The organism is Pseudomonas sp. GW821-FHT09D08, from assembly GCF_059416305.1.
This window is the reverse complement of record NZ_JBWKOX010000001.1, coordinates 297,887-314,454: the sequence shown is the minus strand read 5'-3', so window position 1 is coordinate 314,454 and position 16,568 is coordinate 297,887. Positions and strand designations below refer to the sequence as shown.

The 16,568-nt window shown below is 61.0% G+C and carries 8 protein-coding genes; 2 read left to right on the top strand and 6 right to left on the bottom strand.

The window, feature by feature from the left end:
• Positions 1-215: 215 nt before the first annotated feature.
• The gene (locus tag AC07OP_RS01280; RefSeq protein WP_495102629.1) at positions 216-1,547 is read left to right on the top strand and encodes an ABC transporter substrate-binding protein; all 1,332 of its coding nucleotides are present in this window, start codon (positions 216-218) and stop codon (positions 1,545-1,547) included.
• A 10-nt stretch (positions 1,548-1,557) separates the two neighbouring features.
• On the opposite strand, the gene AC07OP_RS01275 is transcribed toward AC07OP_RS01280, so the two are convergent.
• The 6 genes from AC07OP_RS01275 to AC07OP_RS01250 form a co-directional block, all read right to left on the bottom strand.
• Positions 1,558-5,484 (bottom strand): hypothetical protein, encoded by a 3,927-nt coding sequence (locus tag AC07OP_RS01275; RefSeq protein ID WP_495102630.1) that lies wholly within the window; start codon positions 5,482-5,484, stop codon positions 1,558-1,560.
• Between the two features lie 152 nt (positions 5,485-5,636).
• Positions 5,637-7,268: a dipeptide ABC transporter ATP-binding protein gene (locus AC07OP_RS01270; RefSeq protein WP_495102631.1), complete on the bottom strand. Its 1,632-nt coding sequence runs from the start codon at positions 7,266-7,268 to the stop codon at positions 5,637-5,639.
• The gene (locus tag AC07OP_RS01265; RefSeq protein WP_141606339.1) at positions 7,265-8,149 is read right to left on the bottom strand and encodes an ABC transporter permease; all 885 of its coding nucleotides are present in this window, start codon (positions 8,147-8,149) and stop codon (positions 7,265-7,267) included. Before AC07OP_RS01265 ends, AC07OP_RS01270 begins: the two co-directional genes overlap by 4 nt.
• A gap of 3 nt (positions 8,150-8,152) precedes the next feature.
• The gene (locus AC07OP_RS01260; protein ID WP_495102632.1) at positions 8,153-9,103 is read right to left on the bottom strand and encodes an ABC transporter permease; all 951 of its coding nucleotides are present in this window, start codon (positions 9,101-9,103) and stop codon (positions 8,153-8,155) included.
• Positions 9,100-10,713, bottom strand: a complete 1,614-nt coding sequence (locus AC07OP_RS01255) for an ABC transporter substrate-binding protein (RefSeq protein WP_495102647.1) — start codon at positions 10,711-10,713, stop codon at positions 9,100-9,102. The genes AC07OP_RS01260 and AC07OP_RS01255 overlap by 4 nt, the downstream gene beginning before the upstream one ends.
• Positions 10,714-10,757: 44 nt before the next feature.
• On the bottom strand, positions 10,758-13,190 hold the full coding sequence (locus AC07OP_RS01250; protein ID WP_495102633.1) for a TonB-dependent receptor plug domain-containing protein: 2,433 nt from the start codon (positions 13,188-13,190) through the stop codon (positions 10,758-10,760).
• Between the two features lie 505 nt (positions 13,191-13,695).
• Between AC07OP_RS01250 and AC07OP_RS01245 the strand changes: the two genes are divergently transcribed.
• Positions 13,696-16,566, top strand: a complete 2,871-nt coding sequence (locus AC07OP_RS01245; RefSeq protein ID WP_495102634.1) for a PAS domain-containing sensor histidine kinase — start codon at positions 13,696-13,698, stop codon at positions 16,564-16,566.
• Positions 16,567-16,568: the final 2 nt, after the last annotated feature.

Here is a 16,568-nt window from a genome sequence, read left to right as displayed (position 1 = left end):
CGCTTCTCACCCCAACGCTGACGACCGAGCGCAGTGTTGGTGGCGCAACAGCGGTTCAATAAAGTGTTCGATTGTCCTGGTCGTGAAGGGTGACCGGTACAGCGCCAACCCTCGAATGTGAGGGCTTCCAGGCTTGGCATGAATTGTGTTGTGACCCGATTGGCGCTGACCCGACAACGGGAGGGAAACCTCACCTTTCATAAGAAACCACACCCATGCACAACGTCTTGCAACGCACACTCATCGCCAGCCTGCTGGCACTCGGCGCCTTGGGCGGGCCGGTGGCCCAGGCCGCCAATGATCAACAGTTCATCCCGCTGGCCACCTACCGGGTCGGCGCCTATGCGTCCAGCGGCATTCCGTGGTGGGCGGGGGAGATTGATTACTTCCGCTACATCAACGAGGTCGAAGGCGGCGTGAACGGCGTCAAGCTGGTCTGGCAGGAATGCGAGACGGAGTGGAAGACCGACCGCATCATCGAATGCTACGAGCGCTACAAAGCCGGCCTGGACGGCGCCCCCACCGGGTTCTTCTTCACCCACAGCACACCGGCCTCCTATGCGCTGATGGACCGTGCCGCCATTGACCACATCCCGCTGATCGACGGCGCCGGCGGGCGTACCGAATCCACCGATGGCCGCGTGTTCCCCTACGCGTTCCCGCTGTTGCTCAACTACTACGGCCAGGCGTCGGTGGGCATCAACTACATCGCCCAGCGCGAAGGCGGCCTGGACAAGCTCAAGGGCAAGAAGATCGTCACCGTCTACCACGACTCCGCCTACGGCCGCGAAACCCAGGCGGCCATGCAGTTGCTGGCGCAAAAGTACGGGTTCGAGAACATCCAGATCCCCGTGGCCGATCCCGGCAACGAGCAGTCGACCCAGTGGCGCCAGGTGCGGCAGATCAACCCGGACTGGGTGTTCCTGCGCACGTGGGGCGTGTCCACTCCCGTCGGCATCAAGACTGCCGTGCGCTTTGGCATCCCCGTGGACCGCCTGATCGGTGATGTCTGGGCCGGCTCCGAAGCCGACGTGATACCCGCCGGCACCGCCGCCAAAGGCTACCAGGCGCTGGCGCCGTTCCCCGGTGGCGACAGTTTCGAGATCCATAAAAAGCTCAAGCAGTTCATCCTCGATCCCGGCAAGAGCAACCTCAAGGACCCCAGCTACTTCGGCAAGGTCTACTACAACATCGGCCTGATCAACGCCGCGATCGCCGTCGAAGCGCTGCGCACCGGCCAGGCCAGGTTCGGCAATCGCGCGCTGAACGGCGAAGAAACCCGCTGGGCGTTCGAGCACCTGGACATCGACGCCGCGCGCCTCAAGGCCATGGGTTTCGACGGTCTGCTGGCACCGTTGAAGCTGTCCTGCGCCGACCACGAAGGTGGTGGTTCCGCCCGGGTGCAGCAGTGGGATGGGCAAAAATGGGTGCTGGTGACCGACTGGCTGCAGGCCGACCGCGCCACCTTGCGTCCGTTGATCGAAGCCAAGTCGGCTGCGTATGCACAGGAGAAGGGCATTGTGGCGCGTGATTGTTCGGCTGAATGAACTAATGACTTTAGTGGAAATGCACCGGTTTATAAGTGATAACTCTATCGACATAATGCGCCGGTTGTCCCACTTCAGCTACGTTAATGCTCATGGTGCTACCGTGGTTTTTTTGAATTTGTGGTGTTATTTTCCCGATAAAGCGATCTCGTAATATATCGTCTGCTGTTTGCTCGATGAGTGAGTTCCTGGCGTTAGGGTACGCACTTCGTGCCGCCTGCATTACCGTATTTCGCTTGTTGGTCATAGTGGTAGATCCGAAGTCCATAGTCACTTCACCTTCAAAAGCCTTGACTGGTCGCCGGAGTTCTCGCTGAAGCAGTCGGCCAAAAGAGCGACTTCCGCCCTCGCCGGAGTAGCAAACCAATAGTCTGATGTTGTTGTAGTTGGACGGATTAACACCCTTGCTCTGTAACAAAGAAAGCAGCTCTTTAGCAGAGTAAGGCTTGTTGTCAATAACGATTTCGGTGCCGCGCGCCAATACTTTATCAACGAAACCACGAGGGCGTCCGTGCGCAACGATATTAAGACGGTCAAGTTTTTTGTACTCGTCAACATAAGTGTGTATTTCGTTAGCGATCATTCTAAGGTCTTTCATGGGGTTCACCTTAATAAGGTTGTCAGCCCCAAGGCTTTGGTCGAGCCTGTTAGGTGGCGAGGCCGCTGCTGAAGGACTGTTTGAAACCGGACTGGGTGCTTGCGCTGAAAAGTTATTTATTGCTTTGCCGTAAGCGCGGTCTTTGGCTGCGTCATAATGAAACCAGTCGCCTGTTTTTTTATCGCGTATGGCAGTCGCTTTGATCCGTTCAGCGCTCGCGCCTACCTGATAGGTGCCTTCAGCGACATCCGATCTTTTGACGAACTCTCTGAACTGCGCATTGTTCATCCCGCTTTGTTGCAGTTGGCGGGTATTCGCGAACTTTGCGCCGGCCGAAGCGGGCCCATTACTGGCGGGCAGGCTCGGGGTTTTTCCCAGCACGCCGCGGCCAAATGACTTGCTCGTCGTGCCTGCTGCCCTTGACAGTCCGGACCTGCCTGCTGCCCTGGTCAGTCCGGATGCGGCTCGTCCGGCCGCGGCTGCGCCGTTGGGGAAGGCTGCAGCTGTCAGGTAGAGGATGCCGTCAGAAAGCACATCGCCAAGTGCTTCCAGAAAGTTACCTTTGGAAAGGTTCTTGATGGGGTTGGCTCCCGGTATGAGTGCCAGGATGATCCCTTGTATTACCTCCTCCTTGGCGGTTTCTTTATCAAATGTGGTGATTTCCTTGGTCAGCTCAAATAATTCATCGAATGTGTACACGGAGATGCAATAAGCAGTAACCCGTTCGCTGATATAGTTGCTGCGTGCACTGTTGAGCGAGTCCGGTGTGATGACAGGCAAGGGGCTGGCTGCTTGTTTGGAAGCCTGCTCCGACGTCGGAGGACGCTCATGAATCATGGTGTTTTTCCAGACTTGGTCACTACTCTTAAGGTCTCTGATCCACTCGCCTTGCAAACCCTCCTTGAAGTTTTTTTTCAAGTCGTCACGTTTGGTTATTTTCCCTTCCTGAGTTGACATTTCATAAAATTCAAATTTGCCATCACGCTCGGTCTGGAAAATAAGTGATCGCTTGCCCTGTGGTTGTGTTGGTGTATTGTCTTGACTATGAATGCTTCCGCCGGGGTAGTACCTTATTGACTTTGTGACTTCGCCTTCAGTGAAAATGCGCAGTTTGCCGAACTCAAGGTTTTTCCGGTCTTCCGTAGGGAGGCTGGCAATCTGATTTTTTATAATCGTGGCGCATGCATCGAGATACTGTTTTTTGTAGGTGTTAAATAGTCTCTCATGTTTGGTCTTAGGCGCAGGCAAACTCGAAAGTTGATTGATCATGCTAGTGGAGAAGCGAGCGTCATCGGACACCCAATTTGAGTATCTACTTATCGTAGGATTGGACAGGTAAAAATCCAAGAGTGAAAAAATCGGTTGTGTAGGACTGGCGAGGTTTCCACTGTTACGTCCTCTAGGGCTGTTATCCCTGAAGCAAGGAAGGTCGTAAGGTAGTTCTACGCCGAACTTTTCCTTGAGTTCCGCCAATGCAACATCTCGCTGGGTGGGCACCTTGGCGGTAAGGTTTTCGAGCGCAGTTTGCAATACCTTTACTTTGTCCTGAAATGCTTTTTGGGTCTGCTCGATTTGCGCTTGAGGATAGTCGCCGTCTTCCCGGGGGGTGAGCTTGCCGTGTAGTTTCCCCCATTCGATCAGCGCCAGGCGCGAAGTCTCGCTCTGAATCGCCTGGCCTGAAGAGGAAATCGGGTCCTTGGCATCCTGTGCCGACACCTGAGCAAAGGTCATTTGCGCTGTGATGCCAGGGCTGTAGGCTTCGATGCGCGCTACGGCTGCCTTCAACGCCACCCACGCGGTCGACCCGTAAGTCACGTTGTTGGGAATATTTTTTACCAGCAGTTCCGGCGCTGCACGTGCCAGCAGCAGGTGCGCGGCAACAGGGGCCATTTGCGCCGATACCCGCTTGAGCTTTATCAGGTGGTCGGCGAGCCCCTGTTTGATCGTTTCAAGAGGCTTCCCATTGAAACGATCGTCTGCCAGGTTATATCCAGCCACATGGTTGAGCTGCGGACGAAACATGCTCTCCTGGTCCAGGGTTGTCGCGATAGCGGTCAAGACCCAGTCATGGGGAGAAGTGGTTTGCCATTGCTCGCCCATCTTTTCTTTCAGGGCCGATTCGAGTTCAGCGGCTTTGGGCGTTTTGAGTATTTTCTCTATGACTTTCACAGGATCGCGAAATTCTCGCGCCGAAAATTGCATATTTTTCGTCAGGTAACCCAACGCGCCTCGTTTGTCCGGCAGTGATGTTCCATCGTTGATCAGGTCTGGCAGTTTGAGGTTGTAGCCAAAGTGGCTGTAAACCGCTTTTTGTTCGTATTCCCCCAGCGGCACTGGCCAGGACAGCGCGCCGCCCAGATTGCCGAGCTTGGCCACCGGCAGCGGTGGGGCATTGATGACAGCCCTGAAATTATCGCGTTCGTCCGGTGTTTTTGGCGGGATCCAGTTGTTTGCAAGAATAAACGCCTCGAGGGTAGGCGACGAGGTGTGGCCCAATTCGCTCAGCCGGCCGTATGACGAATCCGGATCCACATTCATGGTTGTGCTTTTCAACGCGGCTTCGATTTGGCGAGATCCGCTGTTCGCCAGTTGCGTCAACTTTCCTGACAGTACGTGGATATCCGCAAGATCCCCCAATGCGGTTTTTTCCGCATCCAGTTTGTCCAGGCTGACAGCCACCGCCGCCTGACTTTCTGCAACGTTGGCGGCGTTTTTTTTGAAAGCCGGGTTCTGCTGCAACTGATTGGCTCGCGCAGCAGTGGCATTGCCATCTTCGCCATAAAAATTCGCCACGACCTCAAACGGCGCGGAGGAGGGCGCAGTGCCCGGCGTTACTTCCACAGGGTTTTTACCCGCCGCCACGACGTCTATAGCGCGCAGCAACGGCGCAACGACGGTGTCCCATAACGGGTCTTTATCAGCGGCCCTGAACGTTTGGCGCCGACCACCGGCAGTTGCGGTGAAATGACCGAAGGAACTGATCGACAGCGGCTTGGAAAGATCGATGTTCTTGTGCCAGGCCCAGTCCACGAACTGTGGATTTTTAAGCAGCTTGTGCAGGTGTGTCCACCACTGCCCGAAGGTCGATTCAGGCGGGATGTCGTCGAGTTTGTCGGTGCCGTCAAATGAAGGCCCGGTCTTCGCGATGTTATGCAGGGCCTTGGCGAAAACCAGTGCAAGGTCTTTGTCCCCCTTGGCTGCAGGTGTTTCGTAAGGGGCTTCGTCGGGCGTGTGTGCAGCAGTGCTGTCTTCTGCTGATGGGAGAGGCGTGGCGCCCTCCGGAGGAAGCGGCAGTCTGGTTTCGATATCCTGGCGTGCACCGGTTGCTGATAGGGTCATTAAGGTTTATCTCCCTGCCTTACTCAAACATGGGCGCCCGGCTCTGGTTCGATCGACCGGGCTCGTAGCCTGAGTGAGCAGTGGTGACGTTTGATTCCACACAAGAGTGTTATCGATTGCTTCCTTCCTGGGGCTGCGCGACGCAATCAGGCTCAGGCGGCGCTTGCCGTGACGTGACGGCCAGGGATGGCCGCAATCAGTTCACGGGTGTAGTCGCTGGCCGGCTGGTTGAAGATGCGTTCCACCGAGCCCTGTTCAACCACGCGGCCATTGCGCAGCACCAGCACCTCATGGGCGAAGTTGGCCACCACTGACAAGTCGTGGGACACCAGCACATAGGCGATGCCCATTTCCCGTTGCAGCTCTTCCAGCAGGTCAAGGATGCGCGCTTGCACCGACACGTCGAGGGCGCTGACCGGTTCATCCAGCAACAGCAGGTCGGGTTTCAACGCCAGGGCCCTGGCGATGGCGACCCGTTGGCACTGCCCACCCGACAGTTCACGGGGCAGACGATCGAGGAAGCTCACCGGCAGGTGCACGCGGCTGATCAACGCCCGCGCCGCCTGTTCCAGGGCGGCGCCCTTGAGCAAGCCAAACGACACCAGCGGCTCCACGATGCTGTCGAACACGGTGAAGCGCGGGTCCAGCGCCGCGAAGGGGTTTTGTTGCACCAGTTGCAGGCGTTGGCGCAACGGGCGGAAGTCGCGCCAGCTCAGGTCGGTGACGTCTTGCTGCTCGAACCGCACCCGGCCCTGGGTCGGCTTCTCCAGGCCCAGGGCGATACGCAGCGCGGTGCTCTTGCCTGAGCCGGACTCGCCGACGATGGCCAGGGTCTGGCCGGGGTAGACCTCCAGGCTCAGATCCTCCAGGGCCACGAAGGTCGAGGCTTCTCCCTTGACCTTGGGCAGGGCAAACGTCTTGCCGACATTGTGCAGGCTCAGGATCGGCTCACGTCCCAGGTCGAGGTTGAGCAACGGTTCACGCCGCCTGGCGAAGGCGGGTGCGGCGGCGATCAGCGCGCGGGTGTAATCGTGGCTGGGCTGCGCGAGGATCTGTCGTGGCGGACCTTGTTCCACCACCTCACCCTGTTGCATCACCAGGATACGGTCGGCACGGTCGAGCGCCACGCCCAGGTCATGGGTGATGATCAGCAGGGAAATGCCGCGTTCACTGACCAGGCGCTGCAAGTGGTCGAGGATCTTGCGCTGCACGGTCACGTCGAGGGCGCTGGTGGGTTCGTCGGCGATGATCAGGCGTGGGTTGCCGGCCAGGGCGATGGCGATCAGCACGCGCTGGCGCATGCCGCCGGAGAGTTCATGGGGGTACTGGCGCGCGCGCAATACCGGGTTGTCGATGCCCACCTGTTGCAGCAGCTCGACAATGTCGGCGTCGACAGCGGGGTAGCGTTTGCCCTTGGCGAGTATCAGCGCCTCGGCGATCTGCTGGCCGATGCGCAGCGTGGGGTTGAGGCTGACCATCGGGTCCTGGGGCACCAGACCGATGGTGCGCCCGCGCAGCTTGCGTTTCTGGCGTTCGCTGGCGTGGGTCAGGTGGTGGCCATCCACCCACAGTTCACCGGCGCCGATCTGCGCATTCTCGGGCAGCAGGCCTAGGATCGCATTGGCCAGTGTGGATTTGCCCGAGCCGGACTCGCCGACAATCGCCACGGTCTCGCCCTGGGCGAGTGAAAACGACAGGTTGCGCACCGCCGGAATGAGCTGGCCGCCGGAACGGTAGTCGACACTCAGTTGGCGCACATCGATTAAAAGCGGCTGGCTGCTCATCGCTGGATCTCCTCGAACGTGCGGGCGATATGGTTGAGGCTGAACACCACGGCCACCAGGAACAGGCCGGGCAGCAAGGACACCCACGGTGCAGTGATCAGAAAGTGGCGGCCGTTGGCGATCAGGGTGCCCCATTCCGCCGCCGGGGGAGCGGCGCCGAAACCGAGAAAACTCAAGCCTGCGGTGGCGAGGATCGCGGCGCCGAAATCCAGGGTTGCCAGCACCGCGACCGGGCCCCAGGCGTTGGGCAGGATGTGCCGCAACAAGGTGCGGCCCCAGCTGGCACCGCCCAGGCGTGCGGCTTCGACATAGGGCAGGGTTTTCACCCGCAGCACTTCGGCGCGGGTGGTGCGGGCAAAACCCGGAATGATGCCGATGCCCACGGCAATCGCCACCGGCACCGTACCGAAGCCGATGGCCGTGACAATCGCCAGGGCCAGCAGCAGGCCGGGCAGGGCGAGCAGCACATCGACAAAGCGCATGATCAGCGCATCGATACGGCCACCGGCAAACCCGGACAAAATGCCCAGCCCCAGCCCGCCCACCAGTGCGATGCCGACGGCCAGGGAGGCGGCCAGCACTGACAGGCTGGCGCCGTAGACCACGCGGGTAAACAGGTCGCGGCCCAGCTCATCGGTGCCGAACCAGTGGGTCAGGTTGGGGGCGCTGAGTTTGGCGGCGGGCGCGGTGGCGTAAGGGTCGAAGCTGCTCAGCAACTGCGGCGTCACGGCCGCGACCAGCGAGAACAGCACCACCAGCACCGCCAGGCTGAACCCTGGGCGGCGCAGCAATGGCAGGAGTGTCGCCGTTGCGCGTTGTAAGGGGCTGCGGCGGCGCCAGAGTGTTTCGCTGCGGATCAGTTTCCGGGTAAGCGTCGTCATGGTCTAGGACACCTTGGGCGTGTGGGAGATGCGCGGGTCGAGCCAGGGGTAAAGCAGGTCCACCAGCAGGTTCACCAGGACAAATGCCGCCGCCGAGACCGCGACGATGGCCAGCACCACCGGAATGTCCTGGCGCAGCACCGCTTCCTGGGCCAGGCGGCCGATGCCGGAGCGAGCGAAGATGGTTTCCACCAGCACCGCGCCGGACACGGTGTTACCCACCTGCAGGCCGATCAGGGTGAGGATCGGCAGCGCGGCGTTCCTGAACCCGTGGCGCGCCTGCACCTGGCCCCGGCTCAACCCCTTGGCGTAGGCGGTGACGATATAGGCCTCTTTCCACACGCCCTGGAAGCTGCGTTGCAGCACCTGGGCGTACACCGCTGCGCTGGGAATCGCCAGGGTGACCGCCGGCAGCACCAGGCTTTCAACCCCACGGCTGCCGGTGGCGGGAAACCAACCCAGGCCAAACGCAAACACCTGGATCAACAGCAGGCCCATCCAGAACACCGGCACCGAAAAGCCCAGGGACGGCAAGCGCGCGAGTGCCTTTTTCAACGGTTGCCAGCGGATATACGCGGTGAGGTAAGCCAGGCCGATACCGCCGAGCAGCGAGAGCACAATCGCCAGGCCGGCCAGGGAAAGGGTCTGGGGAAGGCGCTCGGCGAGCAATTCGGCCACCGGGCGATTGAGTGACAGCGACTGCCCGAAGTCCCCGTGCAATGCCCCCAGCAGCAGGTCGATATATTGCTCGAACAGGCCTTTGTCCAAGCCGTAGTAGGCGCGCGCCTTGGCCAGGTCTTCCACCGACAGGGTGTCGGCTTCCATGCCGGACGCGCTGAGCATGATCGACAAGGTATCGCCCGGCAGCAGATAGAGGATGAAGTAGGAGATGCTATAGGCCCCCCATAGCACCAGCAGCGCCTGGCCGACCCGGCCGATCAGGTAGCGGCTCATGGCGTGCCGACCTCGATGTCGCCCAGCAGGGCGAAGCCTTCGGCGGTCCAGCGGAAGTTTTTCACCTTGGGCGACGTCGCGGCCTGCCACACGCGCTCGTACACCGGGAACGCCGAGCCTTCGTCGATCAGCAGGTCCTGCAAGTCGCCGTAGGCTGTCGCCCTTTGAGCGCTTTGGGTGGCGGTGATGCCGGCATCGAACAGGCCCTTGGCTTTTTCCAGGGTCGGCGCTGCGTAGAGGTTGGTGGCCAGGGTCGAGCTGTTGGCGGTGCGAGGGTCGAGGATGGTCTGCAGGATGATCGGATCGGCGCGGGTCATGTAGGTGCTGGTCAGGTCATAGTTACCGGCCGAGTTGTTGGCAACCCATTCGGCGCGAGTGACCACGTTGAGCTTGACCTCGATACCGACCTTGCGCAGTTGGTCCTGGAGCAGCACATCCCCGGCAGTTTCCGCCGGGGTGATGTTGTAGCTCAGGCTCAGGCGCTTACCGTCTTTGTGCCGGTAGCCATCGGTGCCCTTGGCCCAGCCGGCCTGGTCCAACAGGCGCTCGGCACCCGCGGGGTCGTAGGCCAGCTTGGCGCCCTGGCTTTTGAAGTAGGGCGTGGTGACGTCGTAGATACCGTCCACCACCGGGAATTCGGCGTTGTACACGGTGCTGGCGTAGCTCTTGCGGTCAATGGCCTTTTGCACCGCCAGCCGTACTTGCTTGTCGGCCAGTGCCCGCTCGCCGCGGGTGTTGGGGTACAGGTTCAGCGCCGGCCCCGGCAGCGAGCGGCTCTGGATGGTGGCGCCCTTGGATTGGAACAGTTTCAGGTCGACTTCCGAGAACGGGTTGCGGGGCCACAGGATGTCGGCCTTGCCTTGCAGGAACAGGCCGTTACGCACGCTTTCCTCGGGGATGTAGGTGACGTCCACCGCCTCCAGGTGCGCTTCGCCCTGGTTTTTCATATTCGCCGACGCCCAGGCGTACCCCTTGCGCTTGGTCAGGTGCGCGCCGACTTCCGGGGTGTAGCTGGCCAATACGAACGGGCCGGTGCCGATGATCTTGCCGAGCGAACGCTCCTTGACGCTCAGTGCGTAGGAGGCCGGTGCGAGGATCGCCAGATTGGTGGTGGAGGTCGCCTGCAGGAAGCCCGCATTGGGCTTGGCGAGCACCAGCTTGACGGTCAAGTCGTCGACCACTTCGGCGCGATCAAAGCCCGCCAGGTACGTCGCGCCGAAGGTGGCCGGCAGCTCGGTCGCCAGTGCCTTGTTGCTGTCAAAGGCGGTTTTCACGGCCTTGGCATCGAAGCGCTCGCCATTGCTGAAGGTGACGTTGTCGCGCAAGTGGAAGGTGTAGGTCAACGCGTCGTCGCTGACTTCCCAGCTTTTCGCCAGCCAGGGAATGATCCTGCCGGTCTGCGGATCCTGGTCGGTGAGGGATTCGGCGATATTGCGCAGCAGCACCCGGTGTTCGAGCCAGTAGACCTGGAACGGGTCGACGCTGACCAGGGTGGTGTTGTCGCCAAAGAAGGCGATGTTCAAGGTCTTGCCGGCCTGGCTGTCAGTGCCCGCAGGCGAGCAGGCGGCCAGGCTCAACGCCAGGGCGCAAGGGGCCAATAGACGGCTCATCAAGTTGGAGGTGTTCAATGGGATGCCCTCGTATGGCGATTGGCTTAGAAGTCGTAGGCCAGCTTGGTGTACCAGTAGCCGCCGCCGGGGTAGAACGGCGGGTTACCGTAGGGCGCCAGGCCCAGGTTGCTGTAGACGGCGTGCCGGTCGGGGCGCACGTCGAAGATGTTGGTGCCGCCGATGCTGACGGTGATCTGGTCGACGAAGGTGTAGCTGACGTCCAGGTCGGTGATCCATTTCGCACCGAAGCTGCGGTCGCCGGAGGGGTTTACCGCCAGGGTCTTGACCGCGCCGTAGCGGCTGGTTTGCAGGTTCACTGCGAGGTCCTCGACCTTCCAGTTGGCGCCCAGGATCCATTTGGTCTTGGGCGAGGCCTCAGTGAGATCGCCTTCGCGGTCGCGGCCCACCAGGGTGACGCCGGAGTTGGCCAGCGCACTCGGGGTGTCTCGGGTGCCTTCGATGGTGGTCTTGTTCCAGTTGAAGCCCAGGCTCCAGCGCACATCGCCCCAGGCCTCCAGCGGCGTGGTGTGGTCGGCGACCACGTCCAGGCCACGGGTGCGGGTATCGAAGGCGTTGGTGTAATAGTTGACCCAGGTCCCCGAGGGCACGCCTTGGGCGCTGAGGATGCCGTTGATCACGCCGTTGCCCTGGTCGTAGATATTGCTGGTCAGGGCGATGCGGTCGTCGATGTCGATCAGGTAGGCGTCGGCGGTGACGCTGGTGCGCGGTGCCGGCTGCCAGGTCAAGCCCATCCCGAGGTTGCGTGACTTTTCCGGTTTGAGGTCGTCGCCACCCAAGGCCTTGGCCAGGTTGCTGCCCGACGGGGTCAGGCGGGTCACGGCGGGCACCACGTTGCCGTTCACATCGGTAGCCACCCGGTTGTCGGCCACGGTGTAGCCGATCTGGGTCAGGGACGGTGCACGGAAGCCGGTGCCGACGGTGCCGCGCACGGCGACGCTGTCGGTCAACTCGTAGCGCGAATTCACTTTGAGGCCGAAGGTGTTGCCCGAGTCATCGTCGTAATGTTCGATCCGCCCGGCGACGTCGAGAAACCAGCGCTCGGTCAGGTCGAAGCCCAGGTCCAGGTAGCCGGCGTAGTTGTTGCGGATCAGGCTGACTTCATCCTCCGGGCGAATCGTTACCGCCGCCTGTGCGCCCGACGCCGCCGGGTACGTGCCGGTGATATAGGCCTCGGGGTCACCGGCGAAGGTGCTGAAATGTTCCCAGCGATGCTCCAGGCCGGCCGACACCTGCACCGGCGAGGTCAGGTTGAACAGGCTGTCGTAGCGGCGGGTAAAGTCCAGGTTGTTCACCCACTGCTCGAAACGGAAGGTGGCCAGGTTGTCGAACCTGGTCGGCGACGCGGTGCCCAGGGACGGGTTGATATTCAGGTCGCTGGAATGGTGGACGTTGTTGCGTCCGTAGGTGGTGCTCAGGTCCCAGTTCCACTCGGCCGCCTGGCCCTTGCCGCCGAACAGCAGTTGGTAGTCGCGGTCCTTGATGTTGTTCAGCGGGTAGTAGCCGTCGGGGAACACCTCGGGCACGGCGGCCCGGCCGGTCGGCAAGCGGAAGTAGTTGGCGGCCTCGGCATCGCGCTCGCCGTAGGTGGAGAACGAGTAGAGCGTCAGGTCTTCCAGGGGCAGTTCGGCGTTGTAGGCGAGGTTGAAGGCCTTCAGGTCCGGGTCGCCGTTCTTGATTGCCACGCGGTCCCAGGCCGCTTCCCTGGCCGGGTCGTTGAAGGCGCGCACGCTGCTGTCGGCCTTGTCGTTCCAAGAGGCCTCGCCGCGTTTGCGGGCGTCGGCGGAGAGGTGGAAAAACCCGCCGTCGCCCAGCTTGAAACCCTGGTCGCCGGCCACCTTGATCGTTTCCCCCTGGCCGGAAAACAACTGGCCGTAGCTGGTTTCCAGGTGCCCGCCGCTGTGGCCGGCCTTGAGGATGATATTGATCACCCCGGCCACGGCATCCGAACCGTACTGGGCCGCCGCACTGTCTTTAAGCACCTCGATATGGTCCACCGAACTGACCGGGATCAGGTCGATGTCCACCGCATTGGCTCCGCTGTTGTCGATCGACCCGCGCTGGCCGGTGGCGCCGTTGTGCCGGCGTTTGCCGTTGACCAGCACCAGGGTATAGGCCGGGCCGAGGCTGCGGTTGCTCAGCGGACGCGTCACCGAGTTGTAGCCGGCGATATTGGTGCCGAAGTTGAACGACGGCAGCAGCTTCGCAATCGCCTCGGACAACTCGGCGCGCCCGGTCTTGAGCAGCTGTTCGCTGTTGATCACGTCAATCGGTGCCGGGCTGTCGGCCACGGTGCGTTGCTGGCCACGCAAACCGGTAGAAATCACGGTCACCGTATCGAGCTTGGCCTCGTCGGCGGCGGCTTCGGCGAAGGAGGGCGCACCGGCCAGCAGCAGGGAACTGGTCAGCAGTGACAGGTGGAATCTTTTGCGGGGTAGGGGGAAGGCGATGTCTGGCATGTCGGAAAGGGTCCATGCAAGCCTGCAGGAGGCTCCTGGTGATCGGGGGTACGTCCTCCGCCAGGCATGGGGTCGGTCTGTGGAATGAAGATATCTCTATAAAAAATCGTGGGGAAAGTCTTTTTTGGAATAAGCTAATTATTAGATATTGTTATCTTGCGAATTTATAAGATCATCTATTTTTATTATGTGCAGGGCCTTGGCGTGGGTTGAGTGTTCGACATCCAAAACATCCACGTGGGGTGGCATGCCGGAGGCCGGCGTGAGGATTCCTTGCGGCTGAACGTAAATCTTTAGTCTGGCTGGCGCCGGCTGTAAATGAGACTACGATAGTCTCCATCAAGTGCCGGGCAATGCTATCCATAGGGTGTTGTTTTTGTGGGCACCCGTTGGGCATACATTCAATTGAATGGGTTTCAGGCTTTTATGGAGCGAGCCAGCACGGACTGATGAAGTATTTACGCTGGGTTTTTCATCGTAAGCGTGAACGCATGCAGGAGCGGTAATGGCAGACAAGGATGTGCTGCAAACCCTTGAAGGTGTGCTGGATTGCCTGTCGGGCGCGGTTGTGGTCCTGGATCGATCTGCCCGGGTCGTGTTGGGCAACCCTGGGTTTTCAACGTTGCAGTGCCAGAACGGCGTCCCTCCCGAGACGACCACTGAGTTTCTCTCCTTGCTGCGCCCCCAGGACAGCCGGCTTTTTTATGCGGCACTGGAAAAGGCCGATGGGCGATCCCGGGTGTGTTTCGAGGCGACCGCGAGGCAGTCCGGCCGGTTGAACCTGTCGATGACACCGTGGCGCGACGACTATTTTATTGTTGAAATCCTTCCCCTGCCTGGGCCCCCAACCGCGCATTCCCACAGCGAGCGCTTCTCCGAGATCCCCCTTGAAGCCATTTTCGATTCCTCCGGCACCGGCTTGGCGCTTGTGTCACTGGACGGTCGTTGGCTGAGGGCCAACAGCGTCATTTGCAGGCTGCTTGGCTACAGCGAGGCACAGCTGCAAAACACCACGTTCATGGCATTGACCCACCCCGAAGACCGCGAAGTGGGCAAGCAGCTGATAGAAGAGTTGAAGGGCGGTACACGGCAGGGCGCCACCTTGCATAAACGCTACATCCACCACGACGGCCAGGTTGTCTGGGTGCGCCTGACCGTGGGGCTGGTGCGGGACGACCAGGGGCAGCCGATCTGTTTTGTCTCCCAGCTGGAAGACATCACCGAGAACTGGCAGCTTCGCGAAACCTTGCTGGGCAGCGAGCTGAAATTCCTCACCCTGGCGGAGAATTCACCCAACATCATTGTGCGCTACGATCGCAACCTGTCGCGTACGTACGTCAACCCGACGTTCCTGCTCTTGACCGGCATGTCTTATGACGAAGCCATAGGCGCCGGCCCCGAGGAGCAGCCCGGCGATTACCTCGACCATCTGCGCCATGTGGCATCCACAGGCCAGACCGCTCAATTCCTCAACAGTTGGCCGGCCGGCCCCGGTGGTGAAGCGGTGAGTTGTGTCGTCAGCCTGATGGCTGAGCGCAGCCCATCCGGTGAGGTGGCAGGCGTGCTGGCACTGGCCCACGACATCACTGAGTTGCGCAAACAGCAAGTGCTTGAGGACGCACGTCTGCGCATCTTCGAAACAATGGCCACGGGCGCCTCACTGGACGAAACCCTGGGGTTGCTGGTGAGTTATCTTCAACTGGCCTTGCCTCACTGCTCCTGTGGCGTCGTGCTTGCTGACCCGCAAAGCCCCGGCTCGGGGGAGTCCATGGCTTCTTCCCCAGGCTGGTACGAGCCCATCCTCGGCAATCAGGGGCAGGTCCTTGGGGCTTTCGCGTTGTCGCGCTCACCCGGTTCTGCGCTGGACGAGAGCGACCGGCAGCGCGTGCGCCAGACCTGTCACATTGCCGCGATTGCCATCGAGCGCTGGCGCTCCGAATCCTTGCTCAGGGAGCGCGAGCGCCGCTACCGGGATATTTTCGACCATACCCTGGACATGCTGTGCCTGCTGGAGGCTGCGCCACGGGGTGAGCTGCGCTGTGTCGAGGTCAATCCGGCCCTGTTGCAGGTGCTTGGGAAACCCCATGGCGAGGTTATTGGCGAGGCGCTGGCGTCGATATTTGGCCGGCTCAACGCGGAAAGAATCCAGGCACTCCATGACCAATGCAGGGCCACCGAACGGGTGGTGGAGTCTGAGGAGGGCATGGTGCTGCGCAACGAAGTGCGCAACCTGCACTTTACCCTGGTGCCGGTGGCCGACTCGGGGCGCGAGGGCCAGCGGGTGTTGGTGATCGGTCGTGATGTGACCCATTTGACCCGGGCCCGGCAGAAAGAACTGGAACGCCAGCACGACATCAACGCACTGGTGGAAAACAGCCCGGACGCCGTCGCGCGCTTGAGTGTTTTCGGGGAGGTGCTCTACGTCAATGCGCAGTTGCGAAAATGGGTGGGCGGGGCCTGGCCGGAACTGATGGGCATGCCCATGGATGAAGTGGTGCCGCTGAACGCCCAGTCCCAGCTTTTTCGAGAATTGGTGGCCCAGGTGATTCGCCAGAACAAAGCCACGGAACAGGAGTTCTTATTGTCGGGTTTGAAAACCGCGCCCAAGGTGGTGTTGATCCACTTTGTTCCCGAGGTCGACGGCCAGCGGGTCGTCAGCGTGCTGGCCGTCGGGCGCGATATTTCCAAGCTGCGCGCGGCGGAGCGGCGCCTGGCCAATTCCAACGCGCAATTACGCGACCTGTCGACCCGCCGGGAAACGGCGCGGGAAGAGGAACGCAAACTGATTGCCAGGGAGATCCATGACGAACTGGGCCAGCACCTGACGGCGCTGCGCATGGGCATCTCGTTGCTGAGGTTTCAGTTCGGCACCGATATGCCTGAACTCACCCCTCAGGTCGAGCGGTTGATGGTGCTGACCGACAAGACCATCCAGGTGGTGCGCAACGTGTCCACGAGCCTGCGCCCCTCCGCGTTGAACCTGGGGCTGGTGTCCGGTCTTGAATGGCTGACAGCCGAATTCGTTACCTTGACCCAGGTCCCCTGTGCGTTGAACCTGCCGCTGATTGCCCTGAACCTTCCGGATAGCCACGTGACCGCGGCGTTTCGCATCGTGCAGGAATCGCTGACCAATATCGCGCGTTATGCCGAAGCGACACAGGTCAGCGTCACCCTGAGCCCGCAGGAGACCCACTGGGTGCTCGAGGTCCAGGATAACGGCAAGGGCTTTGACCCGGATGCCGTCGGCCGCCAGACCCTGGGCTTGGCCGGCATGCGTGAGCGCGGCCTGATGCTGGGCGGCAAAGTGATCATTTTCAGTCATCCTGGGCAGGGCACTACGGTCCAGGCGTTCATTCCGATGCACAAGGATAGGTAGTG